25 protein-coding genes are annotated in these 23,838 nt (G+C 43.4%); 10 read left to right on the top strand and 15 right to left on the bottom strand.

Translation table 11 applies throughout. The features are described from left to right. Window positions 1–406 precede the first annotated feature (406 nt). From FD47_RS07055 to FD47_RS07070, 4 genes are all read right to left on the bottom strand, one after another. Window positions 407–769 carry a hypothetical protein gene (locus FD47_RS07055; protein WP_054734350.1) on the bottom strand — a complete coding sequence of 121 codons (363 nt, stop codon included), beginning with the start codon at window positions 767–769 and terminating at the stop codon, window positions 407–409. 42 nt (window positions 770–811) lie between these two features. After that, on the bottom strand, window positions 812–2,863 hold the full coding sequence (locus FD47_RS07060) for a glycosyl hydrolase 115 family protein (RefSeq protein ID WP_054734335.1): 2,052 nt from the start codon (window positions 2,861–2,863) through the stop codon (window positions 812–814). Window positions 2,864–2,897: 34 nt separating this feature from the next. Next, a complete protein-coding gene (locus FD47_RS07065; RefSeq protein WP_225425080.1) occupies window positions 2,898–4,514 on the bottom strand; it encodes an MFS transporter in 1,617 nt (538 codons plus the stop codon). Between the two features lie 101 nt (window positions 4,515–4,615). After that, window positions 4,616–6,982 carry a DUF5776 domain-containing protein gene (locus FD47_RS07070; protein WP_056980349.1) on the bottom strand — a complete coding sequence of 789 codons (2,367 nt, stop codon included), beginning with the start codon at window positions 6,980–6,982 and terminating at the stop codon, window positions 4,616–4,618. A gap of 313 nt (window positions 6,983–7,295) precedes the next feature. Between FD47_RS07070 and FD47_RS07075 the strand changes: the two genes are divergently transcribed. After that, entirely contained in the window at window positions 7,296–8,153 is an 858-nt protein-coding gene (locus FD47_RS07075; RefSeq protein WP_054734324.1) for an AraC family transcriptional regulator, read from the top strand. A 211-nt stretch (window positions 8,154–8,364) separates the two neighbouring features. Here FD47_RS07075 and FD47_RS07080 read toward each other — a convergent pair whose 3' ends face one another. Further along, entirely contained in the window at window positions 8,365–9,540 is a 1,176-nt protein-coding gene (locus FD47_RS07080; protein ID WP_225352832.1) for a CPBP family intramembrane glutamic endopeptidase, read from the bottom strand. 576 nt (window positions 9,541–10,116) lie between these two features. Here FD47_RS07080 and FD47_RS07085 point away from each other — a divergent pair. The 4 genes from FD47_RS07085 (at window position 10,117) to FD47_RS07100 (ending at window position 11,777) form a co-directional block, all read left to right on the top strand. After that, window positions 10,117–10,653, top strand: coding sequence for a DUF2975 domain-containing protein (locus FD47_RS07085; protein WP_056980352.1), 537 nt, complete (start codon window positions 10,117–10,119; stop codon window positions 10,651–10,653). A gap of 12 nt (window positions 10,654–10,665) precedes the next feature. Further along, window positions 10,666–10,887, top strand: coding sequence for a helix-turn-helix domain-containing protein (locus FD47_RS07090; RefSeq protein WP_054734316.1), 222 nt, complete (start codon window positions 10,666–10,668; stop codon window positions 10,885–10,887). A gap of 286 nt (window positions 10,888–11,173) precedes the next feature. Further along, window positions 11,174–11,416, top strand: a complete 243-nt coding sequence (gene mazE / locus FD47_RS07095; RefSeq protein ID WP_054734313.1) for a type II toxin-antitoxin system PemI/MazE family antitoxin — start codon at window positions 11,174–11,176, stop codon at window positions 11,414–11,416. Next, entirely contained in the window at window positions 11,409–11,777 is a 369-nt protein-coding gene (locus FD47_RS07100) for a type II toxin-antitoxin system PemK/MazF family toxin (RefSeq protein WP_056980354.1), read from the top strand. The genes mazE and FD47_RS07100 overlap by 8 nt, the downstream gene beginning before the upstream one ends. A 132-nt stretch (window positions 11,778–11,909) precedes the next feature. Here the strand turns inward: FD47_RS07100 and FD47_RS07105 are convergent, their stop codons facing one another. Both FD47_RS07105 and FD47_RS16085 read right to left on the bottom strand, forming a co-directional pair. After that, complete coding sequence (locus tag FD47_RS07105) at window positions 11,910–13,901, bottom strand: cation:proton antiporter (RefSeq protein ID WP_056980356.1); 1,992 nt, start codon at window positions 13,899–13,901, stop codon at window positions 11,910–11,912. A gap of 275 nt (window positions 13,902–14,176) precedes the next feature. Next, the gene (locus FD47_RS16085) at window positions 14,177–14,305 is read right to left on the bottom strand and encodes a hypothetical protein (protein ID WP_263849883.1); all 129 of its coding nucleotides are present in this window, start codon (window positions 14,303–14,305) and stop codon (window positions 14,177–14,179) included. 599 nt (window positions 14,306–14,904) lie between these two features. On the opposite strand from FD47_RS16085, the gene FD47_RS07110 reads away from it, so the two are divergent. From FD47_RS07110 to FD47_RS07130, 5 genes are read left to right on the top strand one after another with little or no spacing between them, the layout of a single operon-like run. Further along, a complete protein-coding gene (locus tag FD47_RS07110; protein WP_056980358.1) occupies window positions 14,905–15,801 on the top strand; it encodes an energy-coupling factor transporter transmembrane component T in 897 nt (298 codons plus the stop codon). Further along, window positions 15,789–17,450, top strand: coding sequence for an ABC transporter ATP-binding protein (locus FD47_RS07115; protein ID WP_054734311.1), 1,662 nt, complete (start codon window positions 15,789–15,791; stop codon window positions 17,448–17,450). Before FD47_RS07110 ends, FD47_RS07115 begins: the two co-directional genes overlap by 13 nt. Before the next feature lie 7 nt (window positions 17,451–17,457). Next, window positions 17,458–18,168: an ECF transporter S component gene (locus FD47_RS07120; RefSeq protein WP_054734308.1), complete on the top strand. Its 711-nt coding sequence runs from the start codon at window positions 17,458–17,460 to the stop codon at window positions 18,166–18,168. An 18-nt stretch (window positions 18,169–18,186) separates the two neighbouring features. After that, window positions 18,187–19,236, top strand: a complete 1,050-nt coding sequence (locus tag FD47_RS07125) for a prenyltransferase/squalene oxidase repeat-containing protein (RefSeq protein WP_056980360.1) — start codon at window positions 18,187–18,189, stop codon at window positions 19,234–19,236. Window positions 19,237–19,273: 37 nt separating this feature from the next. Then, entirely contained in the window at window positions 19,274–19,702 is a 429-nt protein-coding gene (locus FD47_RS07130) for a EutP/PduV family microcompartment system protein (RefSeq protein ID WP_054734305.1), read from the top strand. A gap of 61 nt (window positions 19,703–19,763) precedes the next feature. Here FD47_RS07130 and FD47_RS07135 read toward each other — a convergent pair whose 3' ends face one another. The 8 genes from FD47_RS07135 to pduM all read right to left on the bottom strand — a co-directional run bounded on the left by FD47_RS07135 (window position 19,764) and on the right by pduM (window position 23,828). Further along, window positions 19,764–20,303: an NADPH-dependent FMN reductase gene (locus FD47_RS07135; protein WP_054734303.1), complete on the bottom strand. Its 540-nt coding sequence runs from the start codon at window positions 20,301–20,303 to the stop codon at window positions 19,764–19,766. Window positions 20,304–20,466: 163 nt separating this feature from the next. Continuing rightward, window positions 20,467–21,249 carry a tyrosine-protein phosphatase gene (locus FD47_RS07140; RefSeq protein ID WP_054734300.1) on the bottom strand — a complete coding sequence of 261 codons (783 nt, stop codon included), beginning with the start codon at window positions 21,247–21,249 and terminating at the stop codon, window positions 20,467–20,469. Between the two features lie 136 nt (window positions 21,250–21,385). Continuing rightward, complete coding sequence (locus tag FD47_RS07145) at window positions 21,386–21,730, bottom strand: BMC domain-containing protein (RefSeq protein ID WP_054734297.1); 345 nt, start codon at window positions 21,728–21,730, stop codon at window positions 21,386–21,388. A gap of 13 nt (window positions 21,731–21,743) precedes the next feature. Further along, window positions 21,744–21,989 carry a hypothetical protein gene (locus FD47_RS07150; RefSeq protein WP_054734295.1) on the bottom strand — a complete coding sequence of 82 codons (246 nt, stop codon included), beginning with the start codon at window positions 21,987–21,989 and terminating at the stop codon, window positions 21,744–21,746. Window positions 21,990–21,992: 3 nt separating this feature from the next. Then, window positions 21,993–22,463, bottom strand: coding sequence for a GlcG/HbpS family heme-binding protein (locus FD47_RS07155; RefSeq protein ID WP_056980362.1), 471 nt, complete (start codon window positions 22,461–22,463; stop codon window positions 21,993–21,995). After that, complete coding sequence (locus tag FD47_RS07160; RefSeq protein WP_054734292.1) at window positions 22,456–23,043, bottom strand: cob(I)yrinic acid a,c-diamide adenosyltransferase; 588 nt, start codon at window positions 23,041–23,043, stop codon at window positions 22,456–22,458. Before FD47_RS07160 ends, FD47_RS07155 begins: the two co-directional genes overlap by 8 nt. Window positions 23,044–23,067: 24 nt before the next feature. Next, on the bottom strand, window positions 23,068–23,337 hold the full coding sequence (locus tag FD47_RS07165) for a EutN/CcmL family microcompartment protein (protein WP_054734289.1): 270 nt from the start codon (window positions 23,335–23,337) through the stop codon (window positions 23,068–23,070). After that, window positions 23,325–23,828 (bottom strand): PduM family microcompartment protein, encoded by a 504-nt coding sequence (pduM, locus tag FD47_RS07170; protein WP_054734287.1) that lies wholly within the window; start codon window positions 23,826–23,828, stop codon window positions 23,325–23,327. The genes FD47_RS07165 and pduM overlap by 13 nt, the downstream gene beginning before the upstream one ends. Between the last annotated feature and the right edge of the window lie 10 nt (window positions 23,829–23,838).

Raw genomic sequence — 23,838 nt, forward strand, 5'->3', positions numbered from 1 at the left:
TAATGTGTCAACTTGACAGGGTACAGTACCGCCAGGTTGGTGAAATTAATTCTTGGAAGATAAATCAGTTCATTCTGGTTTTGCGCAGCAGTTCAAGATTTGCGGCAATGATGTCGGCGTTACTTTGATTGAGTTTGTGATAATCCACCAGCTCGGGGTGTTTGAAAACGCTCCGGGTCATCCACGAAGGGACGTTTGTGAACGATGAAAAGATTTCCAGCATCGGCATTGACGACTTTTCCCACCAAGCTCAGCATTGGACGCTTAAATTAGGCTTCAAAAAAAACCGCCAAACGTTGGCGGTTTAACCCTTTATGGTAAGGGATTTGGTAATCATGATCAGAACATTGATTTTTGCTGTTATTATCTATAAACGCTCGGGTCTCATCAACTATTCTCAAATAACTTAGTTCTCATCGTTATTATCCGGAACCCCAGCAACTACTTGAAAGACATCAGATAGCGACATATTCTGATCCGCAAATTTTTTATGCAGAATCAGCTTGCGAAAATCTTCAATTGACATCATTTCCGTTTGCTTAAAGGGCAGTGCAGCCGATCCGTTTGCTCCGATTTGATTCATCCCAGTAATTAAAGTAATCACTAATCCGTCATGGCTATCCAAGCGAACAGTGTAATGCTCATAATACGACGGAATGTTATAGGAACCCGTTAATTCTTCATGATCCTTAAAGTAATTCGTAATAAATGTTTTAAAGGCTGCCGGTGACTTAAGTGCCTCTTTCCAACTTGTTCGATCTTCGTCCATCATTAACGCCCCTTCTCGTAATAACCGTTCCTAGCCATCATTTTACAAGCGGTCAACTAAATATTCTTGTAACTTAGCAGCCATTTGATCATCAGAAAATTCTCTTGCCGTTGTCCATAAGGTCATCACACGTGCTTCACTCGGCGCCTTGATGAAATTTCGTTCCCATTCATCTTGATCGTCGCCGTCACCAAAGGTTCTAATATAGTGGCGCAGGAACTTCAGCTGTTCTACTGCTAAAGGTACGTCATTATAACCATCGTTCTTGTAAAAGTCCCGCCATTTCCCCGCAGGATTGCCTTCTTGAGCAGCCAAAACATCCTTTAGTGTTTGATAGCTTTCATCCGCTAACAAAAACGGCCTTAAGAAATCTTTCTGAACTTTTGCTTCTTTGAATGCCGCGTAAGTCTCAATCAATAGGTTTAGTGCCTTTAATCCTTGAGCCTGATTCATGACACTCAAATAGTAATCATTATAAAGCAGCTCACGGTCATGCCCCTTAAGCTCTAACAGCATTTTCTTGACGTCCGTTAGCAATGCATCCCATTCAGCAAATTTCGGGAATATCATCGTATTAATTTTCTTAAGTTCATCGTCAAACTTAGCAGATCCTGTGAGCCAGCCGGTATCACTCATCTTTGGTGCGGCGGTAATCCAGGCCTTAATAATTCTTCTGATAAGATAGGGGGCAAACTCATCGCCCGCAGTTTCATCCTTATGAACACCATACTGAACAATTGCGTCCCAGTAGCGAGAATACAACCAGACAATGTCTGCTTGATGCTTGTCGTAATAGGTGGAAACATAGTCGGTTAGAATTTCTTGATCTGAACGGGCCTTGTAGTTGGCCAACCATGACTTAGCTACTTCACGAAGGTACAAAATATGGGGTTTAATACTTCCCGTATTAATCAACTCGAGCGTATCCATGTTATGCTGACGAACCTTCATTAATTCGCTGGAGACAAAGCTCGGCCTGTTCGACAACAATCCTAAAAAGTTCGACGCCTGCAAGTCATGAAATGCGACATGATAGTAAATGCCACGGGCCCGATTATGAGGGTTTGGAACATCCAGGACTTGTGAACGGGGATTGTCCAGATGCTGACGACGAGAAACCATTTTTCCGTAACCACTGTCCGCCCAAATCTCAATCACGTCGTCTGGAACTTTCAACAACCCTTTACTGTACATCGCAGTAACTTCACCATAGATATTAATCGCGGTTTTGGCTCCCGGATCAAGCTTTTTCACCATGTCATATTGCTCCTGGATAATTTCGTTAATGACATCAGCTTTTGCTTGATCGGTCCACTCGCGACTATCATCATCTAACCAGAATGGCTTATCGCCCTGCCCCCGAAATCCCAAGCTGTAAATAGTTGCCGTTCCCTTCTGTGACAAGATGGCATCTCGCCACAGTTTTTTGAAGAGCTCTGGATACTTAATGTAAGACGCTTCAAGGTTGGGATAGACCCGGGCGAACATCTGCGCTCCCAAGGGCTCAGCATGGTGTTGCGCAATGACCAACCCAAATTCCTGAGCAGGCTTCCGATAAGTATGCGAATTCACGTCCGTTCCGGGGACAATGACGTTGACCCCTGCCCGAACTGCCGTTTCAAATATCCGATCCCAAACATACGGCTTCGAGTCATGGTCTTTCCATCCCATAATCAGCAATTCATCATTCACAAACCAACCACGATAGGGAACCCGATAATTTGGCAAGTGCAAATCAAAGTTCGTCATTTCAATGACTGGCTTCGGGCTAACTGGCACGTCAAGCCAGTACCAAAAGTCATCAATTCCAAGAACGCTTCTTGAAATCGCAATTGCGCCATACATCACCCCAATTGGCGTTCTGGCGAGGACTTCAACGGTTGTCCCATCTGTTTGTGAAATCTGATAGTCGTCTCCGGCAAGCGTGGATTGCCGATTAAGCCTGAGCAAAATTGTATTATCATCAGCTTGGGTTGACGCTACCCGGTTGATATCTCGCTGCAATATCATCGCAGCATTTTTTAAGACCGGATTCAACGCGTCGCTTGTGACAACCGTTGTTGTTTGAGAAATTCTAAATGGATGTTGAGTCAAATTGATCTTCCTTTCGTTTACAAGCAATTACTAACTACTGCTTTTTCGCGCTCGTTGCTGACGTGCCTTTTTTCCAAACTGTAATTGAATCATAATCAACGCCTGTTAAATCTTCACAAACTTTCTTAGTCTCGGGGTCAACGCTGTCCATACTGCCACCCTTTTGAAGCCGAACCAATTCAGTAGCGAGCACTTTAAATGTCTTCTTGCTTAAATGGAAACGACTAGCAAAGAACAGGGCTAATAAAATCATGAATCCAACCCCACCGGAAACAATGAACAGAATCATATTGGTGGCACTGGCCGGCTGGGTCACTGCACCACTAGTTGACTGACGGAACCCGCCAAAGTCCAGCAAGTAACCAGCAACAACCGATGCCAACCCCTGACTAATCTGATTTACAAACACCATAACGGATGCAAATAAACCAGAACGGTTTTTACCAGTAATCAATGTATCCAAATCTGGAATGAACGGGAAAATATTCCATGGAACAAAGTATAGAATAGCCAATCCAATTTCATAGCAAGTCATCGCAATAATGAGTACAACCATCCATGCACTTGGCTTTGCTAATCCAACGTATGCCCATGACGCACAACTTATGAGAATTAGGGTATAGCCGAACGTATAAACTGCCCGTGGCGTCACTTTCGTAATCAAGTATCCGGCAATAATCGTGACCGGAATTGCGAGAACACTCAAACTTTGAAGGAATCCTGACGTACTTGTCGATTTACCAAGCACAAATACAATGTAGTAAACAAACGTTGTTGAAAAGAGAATTGTTCCAAAGTATGAGCTCAAATAGATCCCCATGTGGATTCTGAAACTCTTAATTCTAAAAGTTGAGAAATAGTTCTTTAGCTCGGCTTTCAAACTGTTGCTGTGGCCCTTGCCACCATTTTCGGTGGCTTGTTCAACGGCAATCTGTTTGGCTTCTTTTTTAGAAACGAAGTGTTCCCAAGTTGTAAAGTAAGTGATGAAGATCAAGAAGAACGTGACCCCGGAAAACATTGCCTGCATAATCAAATAAGGTTCAGGCGATGTCTTAGGGAAGAAACGGAACAATTGAGCAGGAACAAACTGAACAAGCATATTACCAAGCCCGGCAACCGTCATCCGAGTCGTGGACAGCGTTGTCCGTTCGTTGTAGTCCTTGGTCATTTCATTTGGTAAGGTCTCCCAAGGGATTTGTAAGATCGACATGAGAACCGTTGTGATCACATAGGTGATTAGATAGTACAGGAAGCTCATGTGAGCCACCCACATAAAGATCGCAACCAATACAGAAGGTGCGGCGATCAATACAAACAAGTGGCGTCGGCCATACTTACGCCCAAGCTTGTACTTGTAAATCCCATCCGAAAAGTTTCCCATAAACAGTGACGCAATTGCATCGGCAATCCGGCCAACCAAGAATATTGTTGCTCCTTGACCAGCGCTCAATCCACAAAAAGTCGTGTAGAAGAACATGAGCCATGCGCCCACAAGCCCCTGCATTGAGATACTGAAGAAAGAGAAAACCCCAAATCCTAGAGATCGTGTAATCCCAATTTTGCCTCGATGTTGGTAGATCTTTTTGTTCGCATATTCATCCCAGCCATCATGAACTGGCTGAGGTGACTTATTAGTCATTTTTGAATCCATTTTTGCGACACTCCTTTGTTAAGTTTAAATGTTCAGCGTAAATAGCGGACTATTCTGAAATTCTAATATATCAGTGTTTGGGAGCGATTTACCGTAAGCTGTTAATAGTGATCAATAAATAACCGATTGCCGGTAATGTAACTACCATTCGACAATTTCAGACGCGTGGTCAATCCATAACGAACAACTTTTCTGATATGCAGCACACTACCGTACTTATAGAATTTCATTCGATTCTGACGCAAGAACTTGAGACTATGATAACTAAAAATCCCAGAATGGTTGATCACTTTTAACTTTGAGACTTTTGTCGCGAAATAAAGCCGCTTGACAAACTTTGAATTGGTGGTAATGAAGCGACCATTGCTTAATTGGTAACGCCGAAATCCATTTGCTGACTTTGTCACGCTTACCACAATCAAAATCGTATGCTTGGAGACCTTTTTCGCTCTATTTGTTACTTTAAAAGTTGGTTTGCGATATTCATAGAAATGCTCACGGGCAAACACTTTAAACGGTGCCATTCGATTTTTGGCCATTGGGCGATTCGACTTATCAACAGGAACAGAAGATATGCTGCTAGATGAGCTGATTGTTGATGAAGATTGTGCCGGTGTTGCTACTGAAGAAGACGGCGTCGAACTCGATGACGTTGATGATGGTGTCGTTCCTGCTGGAGCCACATTCATAGGCTCTGAAACGCCAATACTAGGATTTGTAGAAATGGGTACTCCAAATAAGTCTTCTGTCGCAACGGCTACATTCAAACCGGTTAGTTCCATCGCCGTTCCCTTCCCTATTAATGGCGAATTATTAGCTATTTTGAGAGCAGCCAGGTCTTCAAATTGGGGATTAGTATCAAGCTGGCCTTTAAACATTGGATCATCTTTTAATGCATTGGCTTCTCCGTCAAGCGGCTTCAAAGGCCCACCAAAGTAATTATTATGGCTGTATGATACCCTTCTACCAACTAATGGATTTAAATCAGGACTATCTTGCGTGCTAAAGAAGTTATTGTTAAAAACAAATGCATGATCTTTTGTATTATTCATTCCTGGAGCACTACCAATAAAAGTCGCCTTAGGATACTGTCGGGTGTTGTAAAAATCATTATTGTAAATATAATGTTTTCCCGAATCGCCAAAAAGATCTACGTAATAAATTCCCGCTTGTCCTTTTTGATAACCTGGGATTGGCACAGCGTTATCTTTTAAAACGTTATAGCGAATAACCGATGTCCCATATCCAAATCCACAAAGTAATATGCCATCCCCATTACCATGAATGTAGTTATATTGAACGAGCATATTCGTTGTTTCCCGATCAGGGTCAATTCCAGCGGAATCTCCGCCACCAGCTTTACGCACCGCACCAGAAACATCGTTAAACTGAACCGTAATATGATCACAGTAATACATTTCTATTCCAACTGTACCGGTGCCCTTTGTAATGTTACCTTGAATCTTTGAATCCTTCGAACTTGTCAAATAGATCCCATCACAGGCAAAGTCGGACTTGGACTGATCTATATAATTATTCTTGATCGTAATATTACTATGTGGTGCCCAGTTCTTCGACTGGTAACCATTCTCTTCAGTCCCATCATCACGGGACGCCCATGCATGATCTGCTTTGCCTTCATGCTGCTTAATCGTAATACCACCGTACGAATTATCGTTAACAACGTTATCAGAAATTGTTACATCCCTAAACACGGTTGGCTTAGAATCAGGTCGGCTTGGTGTTTGAATGTCAAAAATAATTCCACCACTGTCCTTTGATCCATTCCAGCCGTTTTGATATGATGCCCCTTCTGGAGCCTTTCCGGATCCATTAATCCAAGCTACCGTCCCAGTTACATCGTGAACATAAAGGTCATGAAGGTAATAATTCGATAACGTTCCCTGATCCGCTCCGGTAATGTGAATGCCCTTCAAATCAGCCTTGAGTTTTGTTCCATCCTTACCATTAGCACCAGAAACGGTGTTACTCACATCTAAATTTGATATCTCAACGTGGTCCTCATTATTTATTCGAATAACGTCTTGAATTAGTCCATTTCCGGCAAGCTTCGGATATTCACCAGTTCCATAGCTACTAATTTTGAAATGATGACCTTTTGGAGAAAGGGTCGGTCCATCGCTCCAATAATCACCAGCCCGAAATAAAATCTGATCATTTGTAAAATCTGTTCCACTATTCACTCGGCGAATCGTTTTCCATGCATCATTAGGAGATTTCCCACTATTATTATCGTTACCATTTATCGAATCAATATAGTAAGTTGTGGAGTAATCTGACGACGGTGTCGAATTACTATCGCTTACCTTAGGTGTCGTCCCATTTACAATCGCTTGTCCTTTCTGATTTAATAGCGATAGCGCCGCTGATTCATCTTGAAAGGTGGTGTTGGCAGACGCGCGGTTAGCGCCAATCAAAAACGAGATTCCAAAAAAGACAACTGTCAAAACGCACAATCTCCATTTACTTCTCATCGACTTGCCCCTCTCTGAAAAAATTATCTGAAAAACCTTAGCTTAAAAATACAAATCAGCTGCAAATTAGTTTATCTGTATTCGCTTACAATTAGTGGAAAACTCTTATTTTGCTTTTAAATTCACATCCCCCCTCTCTTCACAAAATAAACTCAAAAAAGTTCAATTCAGATGTATCGGCTATTTACTCTGACTTAAATCTTTTGTACACTAAAATTGTAAGCGTTTTTAATGGAATGTTCTTTGCATTTTGGACATGATTTATTGCAAAAAGAGAAGTGATTAAATGAATCAAGTGAAATTGCCCCTGGATGGGACCCTCACCAAAGACATCGTCTGCTTTCATAATCGTGATAAAAATCACGATAGCCCCTTTCACCAACACAGCGATCATTACGAGTTGTATTTATTTGTTGGTGGTGACGCAACCTTTTATACCAAATCGGCCGCCTACCCATTGGTTCCTGGTGACCTAATTGCGATTCCCAATGGTCATTGGCACCGAGCTGTTACCACCAGTTCGGCTTTTTATGAGCGCGTTTTTCTTAACATTAACGTCAACTTAGTCAACCGACTATCCTCCTCAAAGACTGATTTATCAAAGTGCTTTTACTTATTTAAGGATCAAGAGGTCAGCATCAGAAAACTAACTGACGAACAATTAACGACCTACTTGGCACTCATCCACAAATTAATTGCATCACTAGAAGGTGACGCGTATGGAAGTGATCTTAACCAGCGCATCTTAATTACACAGATCCTTCTTCTTACCAATACAGTTGATCAGGTTAAACAAGCACCCACCAACATCATTCCTTCACAACTGAGCCAGATTATTGAATTTATCGACACTCATCTAAGAAACGATCTCAGTTTGGCCGTCCTCAGTAAATATTTTTACGTCAGTCCCACCTATCTAAACCGGTTTTTTAAAAGTTATATGGGATTATCACTTCACCGATACATCACTGAAAAACGACTGACACTGGCAAAAGAACTGCTTACCAAAGGAAAAAGCGTCACGGATGTTTGCGATACCTGTGGCTTTGGCAACTACAGTAACTTTATCCGGGCATTTACCCGCTATGTTGGGGTATCCCCGGGTAAATTTAAGAAACGTCAGTTTACTGGGGATAATCACTGAGCCATATGTGTTAAGCGACTGAATAAAGAAGCCTGCTTCTAAAATTGATTCATTTTTAACGCAAAAAAATAGGTCTAACCTTTCATCCGTAGAAAGACGAATGAGGGATTAGACCCTTTTTAATAGAGAATGTCAAACTAAGTGCAACATTTTATCAAAAATAACTGTTAGGGACACCACTGTGTAACAATATTGGATCAGATACCAAGACTTACCGGGTTCTAATATTTGCCAGTGTCTGTTTAATCGCCGCCTGCACCTTATGATTACCCAGCATTAGGAAGACAACCACTAATTCGATAATCCGGGTAATAATGATAAATTCAATTTCATAAGCCGATACCAATCCGGAGAATGGTCCACTGTTGGTGATGGGATAGCCAATCAAGTCAATCATTGAATGCAAGGCGACAACTATCCAAATATTTCCCGTATACAGCGTAATCACGCTGAAGACCATTCCAACCCCAAACGCCGCGAAGATTTGAAGGCATGTTTCAAGAACGCTCTGATGACCGACATTGGATGCATGGTAAAGGCCGAATATTGTTGAACTGATGAGAATGGCAACCAGGACCCGCGTTTTATCAGATTTAATTTTCATCATTAGAAGCGGCCAGAGTGTCAAATAGCGAAACATAAATTCCTCTTTTAATCCAGTCCAAACAATCGTCAACACAATCCCAACTATGGCTGTTTGCGCCACGGCTAAATCAAAATGACCAAATAATCGTGACCAACTTCCCGCAGTTAAGCCCCAGTTTAAAAGCGCGGTAATAATCGCCAGAAACAACCACCAATAATTAACCTTTGAATTGATGCCCCATCGAGGTAACCGATACCCCCACAATTTCATCACGTACATCAAAATGCCAAATATCAAAATAATCGCAAATGGCACAAGTGGTACCGTGTAGGAAAACGGGAATCCGAAAGTCTTTGAAGTGATCGCAATAAACGTGAACGAACTGATGAGTACGTACGAAGTCAGTATCCGCATGGTGATCCCGGCCGTTGGCCGAAGAACCTTTTGAATGTATAGAATAATGGCCCCTATGAAAACAACGAATGAAATGATAAGGACCAGCCATTTTTGGAAACTATGAGTGCCAATAAGCGGATGTGCCAAAATTGATATTGCAGTCATTACCGTGAATGGGAACAATGCAACCAAGATGAGTCTCAAAAAATTATTAGTGACCAAAACAAACCGATTCGACACTCTTTCCTGAAGCAAGAGCGCAGAGAAACATAAGATTCCGGCAATGATGATTTCCTTCCGTGGCGTCATCAAACTACTGCTTTTAAGCAGGAAGGCACCCCCAATAATGATGAATGCCAGAACGGCTTCGAGCTTAAATATGAATTGCATTCTATTTTTGATCAATTTAGGTCATCTCCGATTTTTAATTTACTTTCCGTGTTGATATAGTTGAAATTGAAAATACTGACTCAGCTGCCCCGTGTCCATTGAGGATTGATTACCCATATTTCAAATTGAGCACCCTGAGCCAGACCCTTCAGTGATTATTGGAGATTAGCTTGAAGACTGAAAATATCATTGACAAGAAGCCCAACAACAAAAATGACAACTGCTTCGAATGATGCTCACGGACCAATGACATCCAAACCGTCAGCAAACAGATTAGCGTTTTTCTCAAAAATGATAATCACTTTCCTTTCGTTGTTATTGTACTGCGAAAAAAATTATTGCAAGACAATAATTTATTATTGTATTACGAAAATTTTTTCTTAAGATATCATGACCATTGGTAAACCACACTTGGTGGCGGATTAGTAATTAATCATTAATCCAACCACTGAACAAGGGACACTCGCTCTTAAATTTTCCTAATTGATCCATGCTCGGTGTCAGTTAAAATTATTCTTTCACAAAAAGTAATTATTGTTTTACAATAACACATTTCCGTAATACAATAACATCGAAAGGAAAGTGATTAATATGACAAAGAATTTTTCCAACGGTTTTTTGACCGTCTTATGGGTGCTTAGCATCCTGAGTGTCGCATCCTTAACCATTGGTTTCGTTACCGTCGCGCTTGTCTTCATTGTGATTGCAATTGTAATGCTCGTTCACCCGTCATCAGCTCTTGGCATGCTCCGGTATGGTTACCCTAGCGCTCATCTCTCGGATATTTGGGTCCTAGCTTTGGCTGGAATTTTGGTTCTGGCCCTGTTAGCTTGCATGGCCCTGATTTCATATTCAGTTTTCCGGTTGATTGAAAACATTCGCCACAATATTTACTTTGAAGCCCGTAACCTGAAATTCATCCGCTATGTCCTGTGGGCATATGCTGGCGCAATCATTCTTCAATTCTTCGGCGCACTCGTTAACGATATTTGGAATCTGAATATGAATGGTCTTCTATCCGATCAATCGTCTGGCGGTCGCTGGATGATCTGGATCGTTGTCTACGTCATCTACGTGATGTTTAAACGAGGGATTGCCTTACAAGATGACGCCAACAAAATTGTTTAGGAGGTCGATAATATGATTCAAGTCAATTTGGACCGCGTTTTAGTCGACCGCAAAATCACCTCAAAGATGTTGGCGGCCGGTGTTGATATTACTCCGGCCAACCTCTCAATCTTAAAAACCGGCAAGGCCAAGGGAATCCGCTTTGAGACCCTGTCCAAGATTTGTGAAGTGCTGGATTGCCAACCAGGTGATATTTTGGAATACGTTCCGGATGAAAAGCCATCCGAAAATTAAATATATTTGCAACTCAAAAAGGCCATCAAGCACTCGCGTTCACCAGTGCAAGATGACCTTTCGATATACATAAGCCCGGTCCCATCAACATAAATCGTTTTTTGGTTCAATTTCATAAACCGATGCCGGTCCTGCAAATACGCAAGAAAGAACAAGTCAAAATATCAGAGATGTGACAATCTTAACTTGTAAAATTGTGCTGAGATTATATCTAAACTTACTGCTATAAGATTCTTGAACTCGTATGTAATTACATATATAATTACGTCTAGAAAAGGTGATAGTAATGACTGTTAAAACACGCCGTCAAGGCAACTCGATTATGGTGACCATTCCAGCTTCGTTTAACGTCGGGGAAAATGTTAAATTCGAACCAATCAAAGATGAAAACGGGGTCATCAGTTTGTTACCAGTTCGCCATAACATTTTCAGTGCAGACACAAATTATGATCTTCGAAAAGCAATGGAAGTTGAAAATATTGGAGATAATGGCACGCCGGTTGGACGAGAGGATATTTGGAATGATTAACGATATTCCGCAACAAGGCGATCTTATCTGGATTGACAGTGAGCCGCATGCAGGTCATGAATATGGTGGTCATAATCCAGCTTCTAATAAAACCTTTAGACCTTTGCTGGTCGTAAGCGATAAGGCCTACAATCAACGAACAGGGATGATTGTTGGCTTTCCAATCACCCATACGACTAGAATCAAAGCACCTTTTCAGATTGCGCTTTCTTCTCATAAGATAGAAGGTCATGTTATTTTAACGAGTTTGTTAGGCTACGACTACATTGCCCAATCCGGCAAGATTGTTGATCATGTCAATGCCGCAGAACTCACTCAAGCGATGAATGCGGTCAAGGATATATTTGGCTTTTTCGATTAAAAGCCCAAAGTGCCGACAAAAAAGCTGAGACAAATTTTCTGTTTTCTTGGAAAATTTGCCTCAGTTTTTCTATCTAATGAAGCGCTGCAAGATTATGCTGCTACATTAATTAATTATTATTCTGACAAACCGCTACTCACTAAACAATTCCATATTCTGCAAATAAGTCATTTCATCAATCGAGATCCGCTGCTGCAGCTTCTCGGCCAGTGCCGAATCGATTTTACCAGAGGCCAATGACTCCTGAATTAATTCGTACTCGCTGTGAAAGGCGCGCATGAACATCTGGTAAACGATATCGGCGTCGACATCCTTGCCGTGGATCCGTCGGTGACGGGTGCGGTAGAATCGACGGACCATGTTGGTCTCGACGCCGGAATCACCACTCTTATTTTTCAAGAAGTCCATGACCGCATCGAACCCGACCTGTTCAATTGGGAGAATGTCTTCGCCATGCTTTTGAAATTGTTCCCGCCAGTAGACTTCTTTAAGAACCACCGGGGCAGTTAGAAACGCGTCCTGAGCTCGATCCATGTTCTTGTAGAGTTTCCCAATGTGGAGACTGAATCGAATTCGCAGCATGACATTCTTCCAAATTTTTTCGTCGGCCGAAAAGTTGTTCAGCTTCAGAAACTGGGTATAGTACGTCAGCTCATCATCGGTGATCTTACCGTCGGCGTGCAGTTTTTGGACCGCCTTTAATTCGACGGCGTGGCTTTCCTTCATCAATTGCCGGCGTAATCGCAGATTGGGCGTGCTGTCCAAAACCAACTGCTGCTGCAGCGAGTCGATGACAATCTGAGCTTCGGCAGCGTGCTCCTTTTCTTTGACCAAATCACTGATAGCTGCCTGAATCATCCGTCGCACCCAGCGGAACCGCGGCTGATTTTGTTCCTGACTTGGCAATAACAGCGGCACGAAAATGGTGGGCATAATCAAACTCGTCAGGATGACAACCGCCGCCAAGAAGATCAACGGTCCCCGAAAGGTGAAGGGTTGGCCGTTCACCATGTTTGGCATTGAAAACGCCAGTGACAACGTAATGGTTCCGTTCGCTCCACTGAGGGCCATCACCATGCTGTCACGCCATTCTTGATTCGTTTTAACCCGCCTTTTCAACAAATAACGGGTCCAGACCAACCGGATAATGCCCTTCAAGAAGTAAATGAACAGACCCAGGGCAATCAGCCTGTAAACGCCAAAGTTTGGGTTGGCCGATACGTGCATTGCGGTAATGACTTCCGGTAAGGATAGCCCTAAGAGGACAAACACGGTTCCTGACAGCATCCCCGACACAATTTCCCAAACATTGCTGGTTACCAGCTGCATCCGCGACGACGTCAGCCGCAATTTGTCACGCTCCGATCCCTGAACCAGTCCAGCGGCCACCACGGCCAAAATCCCGGAGAAGGCCATTTTTTCAGCTAACAAATAAACCAAAAAAGGCGTCAGCAGCTGAATCAGCACCATGATCAGCGGTGTATCATCGTTATAGCGAATCCAAAATAACCGCGCGCTGACAATGACAACCCCGATGGCGCTCCCAAACAACAAGCCGCCAAGGAACTCCCACAGGAACGTCCAGACAGCAAGCTCCATTGAAAAGGTCCCCGAAATAAACGCGGTGAGGGCCATATCGAAGAGCACAATGCCGGCCGCGTCGTTAAACAGCGATTCGTGCTGCAAAATACCCGCCTGTTCTTCAGCAATTGGATTGGCCTCAAAAATTGAGTTAACCGCCGAAGCGTCGGTTGGCGTGACAATCGCCAAGAGTGAAAATGCCAAAGCGATCGGCAAAACCGGATAAATCAAGTGCAGTCCGGTTCCCACAATCAAAACGCTGACCAGAACCAGGCCAACCGCTAATGACAAGATGTTGGAAATGGACCGCCCAATCCACAGCCGGGAACTATTTTGGGCTTCGTTAAACAGCATGGGGGCAATAATTGCGAGCGCGAAGGTTGATGGGTCGAGGTGAAAATTTTTATAAACCGGTAACCCGGCAAGTAAAATTCCCAAAAAGATTAGGAAAAATGGCAGCGGAATTTTAGTGACGTGCCGGGCCAAAATATTGGCCAACACAACCGCTGCTAAAATAATGGTTAACAATAATACCTCGTCCATGAGTGACAATCCCCCCTTTGATTTCTTAACGATTATAGTTTAGCACTGGTAAACCCAAAAAGTGCCCAACAACACTTAGGCTTCGGGGCACTTGATCGATTAGCCGAGTTCTTGGTTCATGAGTTGCCAATATCCCAGTGCCGGGGCCAATCAGACGCCTTTCCAGTGTGTCGCAGCCGGCCGCAAAGTCAAAAATCAACTCACCAAAAAATCCCCACTCAGCATCACAGCCAGCGAGGATAAACATCGACGATTTATTAAATTAACCATCATAATTACTTCTGATCACCTTTTAAAACCGAGTTCCAGAAAAGACGTGAATTCAAATCATCTTTCAAGGTTCCTGAACGACGATTCTTTCTTTCACTGGTTCTTGCAAGCAAATTCTTTAAAGTCTTTGGCATAAAACATTCCTCCTTGGTCAATTCTTGGAAACTTATTATATCTTCTCTCTACATATATTATAGCGCGGGGCTTCTGGAGGGAGATAATAATATGCTTGAAAAATTTAGCCAATTTAAACACCCGACGCGGATGACTTTTTCCACTTCGGGTGGTTAACTGAAGGATGTTACCAATTGTTTTTCAAAAGTTTTCAGGAAATGTGATTATGCGGTGATCACCTCGGTTTTATTTGGATGAATTTGTTCAAGAAATAGCGTAACAGAGCCCGGTAAATTTGGTGTAAAAACAATGTAAAAGTTCTGTTTGTTTCAAAAATTTTATGAATTAAGATTCCAACATTTTCTTAATCCGTTTTTAGCAGATCTTACATGATAATTGCCACAAGGAAATCCTGTCTAAGGCCTCTCAAGAATCATCAAGATCCTGAAATTTAATGGTGCTGGGAGGTGCGGGCTCGCGGAAATCACCGCAACATCAACTTTTTTTAATCAACTCAAAATAATACCATTTGCTGCACAATATATGTCATTTACCGGCCATGGCAACGATGATATACTGTTGGAAGGGCTTACTAACCCTTAGAAAGTCGGGATTTTTCATGAAGCATACCCCAATTGCGATGACCTTTTTTTCACAAGTCCATCCGGTGGCCCTCACGCTGTACTTTACGGAGCTGATTATCTGCCTGCTGCTGTTTAATCACGTGGCCGTTGCCATGGCAGAATTTGTTGCCCTTATCATAATGGGGGCTTATTACCTTGGCGGTCGTTCAATCGCCCGCCAACTCAAGTATGGGCTGTCGTTTTTATTGTTAATTTTATTTTTTAATACCCTGCTTAACCAAAAGTTTCCACCAATTTTATGGCATTTTAAATGGGGAATTCTAACGTTTCAATTCTCATACCCCGCATTTTTGTACGGCATTGCGATGGCAATCGTCCTGATCGCAATGCTGTTTGTCTTCTCAGTGTTGAACCGGGTTCTGACGCCCAGCAAACTCATCTATGTGTTTTCGCCAATTGCCCCGCGGTTGGCAGTATTGGTGACAATTTCGTTTACCCTTGTGACTAATTTCACGACTAAATTTCGGCAAATTCTCCGGTTACAGAGAACCCGAAACGTGGATGCGAGCACCGGTTCTCTGAAAATTCGAACTCAAAAGATGATTCATATCTTCGAAATTCTCTTGCAAGATTCACTATCTTCGGCAATGGAAACCGCCAACTTAATGGACGCCCGGGGATTTGGGGCCACCAAACGGACTCACTATCGCTCGTATCACTGGCAGCTAAGCGATGTCACATTCATCAGCTTAGCAACAGCCATTTTGCTTACGGGCATCAGTCTGCGGGTTGTGTCAATGGGGGCCAGCCGGTCGGTTGCCAGTTTCACAACCATTTTCATGGTCAACGATGGCTGGCCAATCCTTATCACAGTCCTGTTGTTCTTATTACCACTGATATCAGAGGGGGTCTACCGTTTATGGGCGAATTAGTCACCGTCAAACACCTTACATTTTCCTATCCGGATCAGCCAACCCCCGTTTTAGATGACATCAATCTCACCGTTGACCCGGGGGACTTCATTGTCATCGCCGGGGATACCGGTAGCGGCAAAACCACCCTGCTCAACAACTTTAAAAAGGAACTAATGCCCCAAGGGACGCGCACAGGTACCGTCATGGTCGCTGGAAACCCGATTCACGAAATGGCCAAACTGGCAAGCGCGCAAACCATCGGCTACGTTGCCCAGGATCCTCAGGCTCAGCCGGTAATGGCAACGGTCATCGAGGAACTCGCTTTCCCACTGGAAAATATTGGCTGTCCCAGCAGTGAAATTGAACGCCGAATTACCGAGCTGGCTAATTTCCTTGGGCTGGATCAGAATCTGAACCGTCAAATTCACCAGCTTTCCGGCGGGCAGCTTCAACTTGTCAATTTGGCATCCGTTCTGATTCTCCGGCCTAAATTAATCCTACTGGATGAACCGACGTCACAGTTGGACCCGCTCACCGCGCAACATTTTTTAACCGTTTTAGGGCGGATTAATCAAGAATTAGGGATTACAATAATGTTGACCGAACACCGGTTAAGCACGGTGGCGGCCATGGCGAACCGCATGCTTCTCCTGCAGAACCACAAGCTCACATTTGATGGCACGCCGCAGGGTGGCTTAGAGAAAATGGCTGCTGATCCCCACTTAAAATTCTTCGTTCCATCAATTCCAAAACTATTCATTAAAAATCACGTTCAAGTCCCTCACCTGCCAATTTCGGTCACTGCCGCTCAGCAGGCAATTCGCGAGGAAGATCTCAAATTTCAAGGAGTTCCCGGCACCCCGGCATTTTCCCCAAAAGCTGATCAGAAATCAATTCTAACTGTCAACAATATTTCATTTAGTTTTGACGGTCAAAATAACGTGTTACAGCATCTAAACTTATCCGTTAATCGCGGGACTTGGTTATCAATTATCGGTAAAAACGGGTCTGGCAAATCCACCCTGCTGTCGTTGATTACCGGGCTGATGACCCCCCAACATGGTAAAATCCATTTCGATCATCAACTGGTTTGGAAAATCAAGATTGCCCAGCGAATCCGTCAGCTTTCGTTTCTATCACAAACCCCAAGCCTGCAATTTACGAGTGACACTGTTCGTGATGAACTCGTCGTTCAGGCGAACGAACTAAAGCTATCAGATCCGCAGACCCAGGTTGATCAGATGATCGCACGGCTGCATTTAAACCCCATTCAGGGCCAAAACCCGTTTGACATCAGCGGCGGCCAGCAACAATTAGTCGGGTTGGCAATTGCGCTGATGGCGACCCCTGATCTATTGGTTTTGGATGAACCAACCAAGGGGCTGGATCCCTATACCAAAATTCAGGTTGGCAATCTGTTGAAGCAGTACCAGCAAGCCGGGATGACCATCATCACTGCCAGTCACGACATGGAATTCTGTGCCAAATTTGCCAACCAGTGCGGCTTCATGTTTGCTGGTCATCTTAATACGCTGTTACCCACAAAATCATTTTTTGCCGACAACTTTTTCTTTACCACGCCAATTAATCGCATCGTCCGTGATCAGGTCCGCGACGCCCTTCTACCGGGCGACCTGAAGCTCATTAACTACCTTGAAAGGGGGTGAGCGTTACTTGAAACAATCATCGTTGTTGCAACGGTATCGCTTATTAATTGCATTAGTTTTAATGGCTGTTTTTCTGTTATTCATTGTCCTATTAAAGGGACAGCACTATCTGTTATTTAGTTTTATGTGTTTAATCTGTAGTATTTTACCCGCCTATTGGCGTTTCGAACACGATCCCATTAGTACACAAACGTTGATGTTTATCGCGGTGCTGATTGCCTTGGCAGTTGCTACCAGGGTGCCATTGGGAGCAATCCCCGGCGTCCAGGGAGCCAGCTTCGTGATTATTTTAAGCGGAGTGAGTTTGGGACCGGAATTAGGATTCATTACCGGATCGACAACAGCGCTTGTGTCCAATATGTTTATGGGTCAGGGGCCGTGGACCCCATGGCAAATGGTCGCGTGGGGATTGATGGGCTTAACAGCTGGTCTTTTTATGAAAGCCCGCCTATCTCACAGCTTAATTTTCATGATTATTTTCGCTGGGGTCTGGGGTTACTTATTTGGCTGGATTATGGATCTTTGGTACGCCCTAGCCTATGTATCTCCGCTAACCCTCAAGAGTTTCATCTTGGCCTTTGCGGCAAGCTTCTTCCCATTCGATACGTTTCACGCGGCCTTCAATGTCTTTTTGGTTGCGTTATTCTACAAACCATGGGAAAAGTTGTTTCACCGTTTAGTCACCAAATACAACATTTTACCGGATAAAGATCACTAGAAAAGGATGGATTAACCAATGAAATTATCTTCAAAATTACTCATGATCTCGGCTTCAACCTTACTTGGATTTGGCAGCGTTGCCCCAGCTTTTACAGCCAACGCAGCAAGCGTTAAAACTGCCAGCCGTAGCTACCAAAACCGTCAGATCAAAGTCAATTACCGTTATGCAAAGAACATGGTCATCAAGAATAAGACCGGGTTATCCGGCAAGACAACCGCTCTGTTCAGCCGCAAAGCCAACCCGACGACCGGAGCAGCTGGTGGTTACGCCGATTTACTGGTTGGGTTAAAGGGCTGGGGGTATAAATTCACCACCACCCAAAAGAAGCGAATTGCTTCAAGCTTGGTCATCAACTCAAAAAGTACTGCTGCCGACTACGCCAATGCGATTCAGGGCTTGAAAGCAGTTGGCCTGAACCCCACCAAGTTTAAGCCAGCGGGCGCCAAGAAGACGGTGAACCTGGTCTCTGGTTTGTACCGTCAATCAATGAGTAAGCAAACGCCAAATGTTAAGAGTCAGGTTCTGTTGGCCCTCACGATGTCATCAACATTTAAACGGCCATCAAACGCCAAGTTCTCCATCACCAGTTTGGCAAAATCTTTGGTTGCCGATCAGCAAAGTAACAATGGCTGGGCGTACAACAATACCGCTGCCAGCGTTGACAGTGATACCACGTCAATGGCCATCACCGCATTAGCCCACAGCAAGTCATCATTAAGCGCCGTTAAATCAGCCTTGGCAAAGGGCCAGGCCTACTTAAAAGCTAACGTAACCCCATCTGGTGCGTACGGCTACGTCTTCAATGGAAAGACGGTTGCTAACGCCAACTCGACCGCCGAAGCAATCATCGCACTATCATCGAAGCAGGCAACTGTGAAGTACGCCAACGGATACTTCACTACCAAGCAAGCCGCTTCCCCACTTCGGGCAATGCTTGGCTACGTTAACAAGACCGGTTCAATTAAGGGCGCTACCAGCCAATTGATCGGTGTCGGTCAGGTGAACTTGGCAACGGCTGCTTATCGGCAGGCTTTGAAGGGGCATTCGGTTTATACGATTAAGTAAAGCGAAATGGTAAGTATCCCGTCTGGAGGCAAGGTCAGTGAAAAAGGCAATGTTTATCGGCGCAATTGGGTGCGGCAAAACGTCCTTTATTCAGAAACTCAACGAATTACAAATGACTTACAACAAAACCCAAACCATTGAGTTTTATAATAATGTCATTGACACGCCCGGTGAATATGTCGAGCACCGCGCGATGTATTCAAACCTAATGACCACCGCAATTGAAGCCGACGTCATCGTCTTAATGCAGAGCGCCACTGATCCGCGAATTGTCCTGCCAACGGGCTTTAGCACGATGTTCACGAAGGAAACGATTGGCGTCGTCACGAAAACTGATATTGCAACGGACAAGCAAATTAAGTTGGTTGCCGAACGGCTGCGAGATGCCGGGGCTAAAAGATTATTCGAGATCTCAGCGAAAACTGGTGCCAATGTCCAGCAACTAATCGATTATCTGAAAAAATAAAAATAATGGATCCGAAGTTCGTTGTTTACTAACGACTTTCGGACCCATTTTTGTATGCATGCTAATGCTGGCTGTCAACAGATTCAATAAATTTTTTAATGGCGCCATTAAGCTGAGCACCAACCTGCTCATTGATAAGTCTATCCTGAGAATCAAATTGTTCGTGAACGTTGCCAACCGTAATAAAATCATTCATGACATTCATTCCGATGTACCGCAACAACTGTTGGATATGAATATTTGCATTTGCCCCACCCCGTGCGCCAGAAGAATCGGTAATTACTAACGCCGGCTTATGCGCAATATGCGGCTTTGGGGATGGAACGGACAAAACATCAATGGCGTTCTTTAGTCCGCCAGGAATTGACAAATTATATTCTTGAGTGATGAAGAGTAATGCATCCATTTGATCAATCACGCTTCGAAATACTTGCCACTCCAACAATGGTTCTTTCTCAAGATCTGGATTGTACAAAGGCAAAATTTCAAAGTTTACCTGAACGAACGTGGTCGAAAGATGTTGGCTCATCAAATAATTCGCAATCTTTTGACTATAAGAACGTTGACTGAGGCTTCCAACCAACACGCCAATATTTGTCATCACTCACACTTCCTTTGAATTGAATGGATGGAACAACAATATTTATGTACGCGGTTTTACAATCACATGAGCGTCGTAAAATATGGATCGCAATGGCCCTTCAGAATGCAAAACCACTTTCTATTCGAGTTTTAGATCATCAACAAAATCAATTAGGCATTGTTTACGCCAAAAATTTGTTCCTGATTTGCAATAAAAACGCTTCGTCGAGCCCCAACTGATCATGAAAGTAAGAATCGAAACCACCGTAACGATCGTTAATCATTGAAATCGCTTGTTGAAAGTAATCTTCTCGCACTGTTGAGAGATCAAAGATCGACTTCAAATAAGCTAAATTATTGCTGGCCAATTTGGCTTCATTTAGTCGATTGTTGATTCTCACTGCAGAAAACCGGTTACTGCGCAGATAATCAGTCTTAAGGGTTTCATCAGGAACTCTGAGCATCGCGAGGATCAAAATTGAAATGATCCCGGTCCGATCTTTACCAGTTGAACAATGAAACAGAATTCCCCCGGGATTGACATTGAGGAGAGTTAAAAAGAATTGCCGGTAGGCCTGCTGGACTTCATCGCTGGTAATCAGCTGATCGTAAATGCGCATCATCTGGTGAAACCCAGCCCGTTTGTCAGTCAATTTTCCCGCTAGATTTCTAACGTTGGTCATACTTTCGGTGAGGTCCTGTTCTAAAATTGGAATTTTTAGATATTGTGTCCGCCAATCATAATGATCAGGATACTCCCTAACTTCCACTGGAGATCTCAGATCAATAATCGTTCGAACGCCATAACGATAAAGCATCCGCTGATCGTTAATATCCAAATCAGATAAATACCCCGCACGAATCAGCCGCTTCGGTTGGACCATTAAACCATTTCGAGTTTGATAGCCGCCTAAGTCGCGACAATTAAAAGCGTTCTTTAAATTGATTTCTTGTGTGTGGTGCATTGACCCACCCCTCCTGAGATGACAAATCACCGGTTCTACTCTGCTTCAAGTGGCAAACCTGCTTTGGGTTGCAGGCCCTTCCCACCGATTGATTGAAAAAAGAGCCACGGTCAAAAAACTGGGCCCCTGGTTTTGTTTAGGTTCTCGTAATTCTAGGAATATCAAAACCTAGAAGATCATGCAATTTACTGACAACGTCCTTTAAGGCGGATTCAACTTCAGCGACTTCACCCACAATCACGACGGAACCGCTAAATCGATCGATAAATCCAAGCGTCACATTACTGGATTTAGTGGCAATATCACCAGCAATAATTGCAGCCTCACTGGGCGTAATGGTCAATATTCCCAGTGCGTTCTTGGGAGTTTGAATTCCTAACTTTTCATAAATATCAGGGGTTGGGTTAGCCACAATGTGTGCCAACGTCACCTGTTTGCCCGGAACGTACTCCTGGATTGTTCGTTCGATATCACGGCTCATAGAGCATCCCTCGCTAACCTAAACGATTCTTAACATCCTTGGTAATGCCATCCAAAAGAGAAGAACTGTCAGCATCAGAATCCGAAGATTGAGCTTGAATTTTCTCCTGAACAGAATCCCGCAGTTCTCTTAACAACGGCGAAATATCGCCATCATTTTGGGCGGGTTTGGCTGCTACGGCTGACTTCTGGCTTGCATTATTTCCGACTTCTTGGGCAATAATGTTACGAATAACTTCCTCAATTTTTCCTTGATCCATGTCCTAGTCACACTCCCTCGTAAACATATCAACAGCGATCTCACAAATTGCTTGATCCTGCTTAACAGTCCCGCCACTGACACCAATGGCACCAATGATATTGCCATCAACTTTAAGTGGGATACCGCCGCCAAATGACGTTAATTGACCATCCATCATCGTTTCAATCTGGTACAGCTCCGCTCCAGGCTGAACTTGTTTAGAAAGATCAATGGTCGGCTGTTGCATCGCCAAGGCAGTCCACGCCTTTTTGGGAGCCAGTGTACTGCTGACTAGGATTGCATTAGGCATGTGATAACTCATTTGAACAACCTGATCATTTCGCATAATGACAATCGTGATGCCAATGTTGAATTCACCGGCCCTTTTAACAGCGGCCCTGATGACTTTTTCCATTCGATCTAAGGAAAAGTAATCTGTCTGTTGCTTTTGAATCACACTTTTAACAACTTCACTTAATTGATCTTCATCCATCTTTACGCACGTCCTCAACTTTTGAATAAATTTTCATAACTTTCTCAGTCACGCTGCTGATTAGATCTTCATAATCCTCGGAACGCGCCATTATATAGAGAAAGTCTGAAAGTCGATTGATGTACCTCTCCAATTCCGGACGGAACTTAACATCTCTAGCCAGCTTCACAAATGATCTTTCTGCTCGACGACAAACAGTTCGGCAAATATGGAGTTGGGCCCCTGCCATGCTGGTCCCCGGTAAAATGAAGCTCCGAATTGGCGGCAATTCATTGGTATACTCATCAATCACCCGCTCCAGCATGTGGGTATCATCATCAGTGATTGCTTGACTTTGGTTTAAGAATTTCTCCGTATCCTTCGTCGCAATTTCACCTTGAAGATAAAACATTCGATATTCAACAGCCTGCAAAATTTTGCGATTCTTTGCACTTTTACAGAATTTATCGGCCAAACTAATATTGGCGTTAAGTTCATCAAAGGTTCCGTAGGTTTCAACTCGAATTGAATCCTTTTCAACCCGCAGGCCATCGAATAAGCTTGTTTTACCTTTATCACCACCTTTGGTATAAATAGCCACTCAGACTACCCCCTTAATACCAATCTACTTGTCAAAACGGTCAATTATCCCAACAATTGTACAATCATTTACGTCTGCTGCATCCCGTTGAGAATCGCCATCAGCTCGTCGAGCACCTGCACCTCTCACAACCAGCACATTGTCACCAATTCCAGCGTTAACCGTATCAGCGGCAACCTGCTCAAACCGAATCGGTTTTTGATCTGAGTCAATTGGGCGAACAATCATTAACTTTTTTCCAACCAGCGATGGGTCTTTTTGGGTAGATACAACACTACCAATCACTCTAGCCATATACAATTTTCATCAGTCCTAATCTTTATTTTGATATTCTTCTTATTACAGATTTCCAAGCCCTCATCCGTTAACGTCTGACTCGCAGTTTTTATTAGAAGCGCGTTATCCGGCAATGCGGCTATTTCTCCTCTAGAAATAATCTTATTATAGTTGGCTACAATAAGCGAATTTCGACCAACGATAAAATTGATTGGCCAGTCCAAGACCATGGTTCGTGGAATAAAATTAACGATCGGTTCATTGACTTGGATATAAAATTGAACATCATAGTTCAATCCACTTAGGATCCATGAAGTCCAGGCACTATCCCGTTTCAACGAATACAAATCTTTTATTAGCTGGACAGAAACATTTTTTAAAATGACACAGCCATAATCAATAAATACTTGCTTGTCCGGTGGAGATGGCAATTCATTAAAGAAAAGAATCTTATTTGAAGCCTGTCTTTTCTTCAACTTTTCAATAACTTTTTGAACTAAGTCATCCATCAGCACACCT

Source organism: Lentilactobacillus parafarraginis DSM 18390 = JCM 14109 (assembly GCF_001435895.1).
In the GTDB taxonomy this organism is placed as follows: domain Bacteria; phylum Bacillota; class Bacilli; order Lactobacillales; family Lactobacillaceae; genus Lentilactobacillus; species Lentilactobacillus parafarraginis.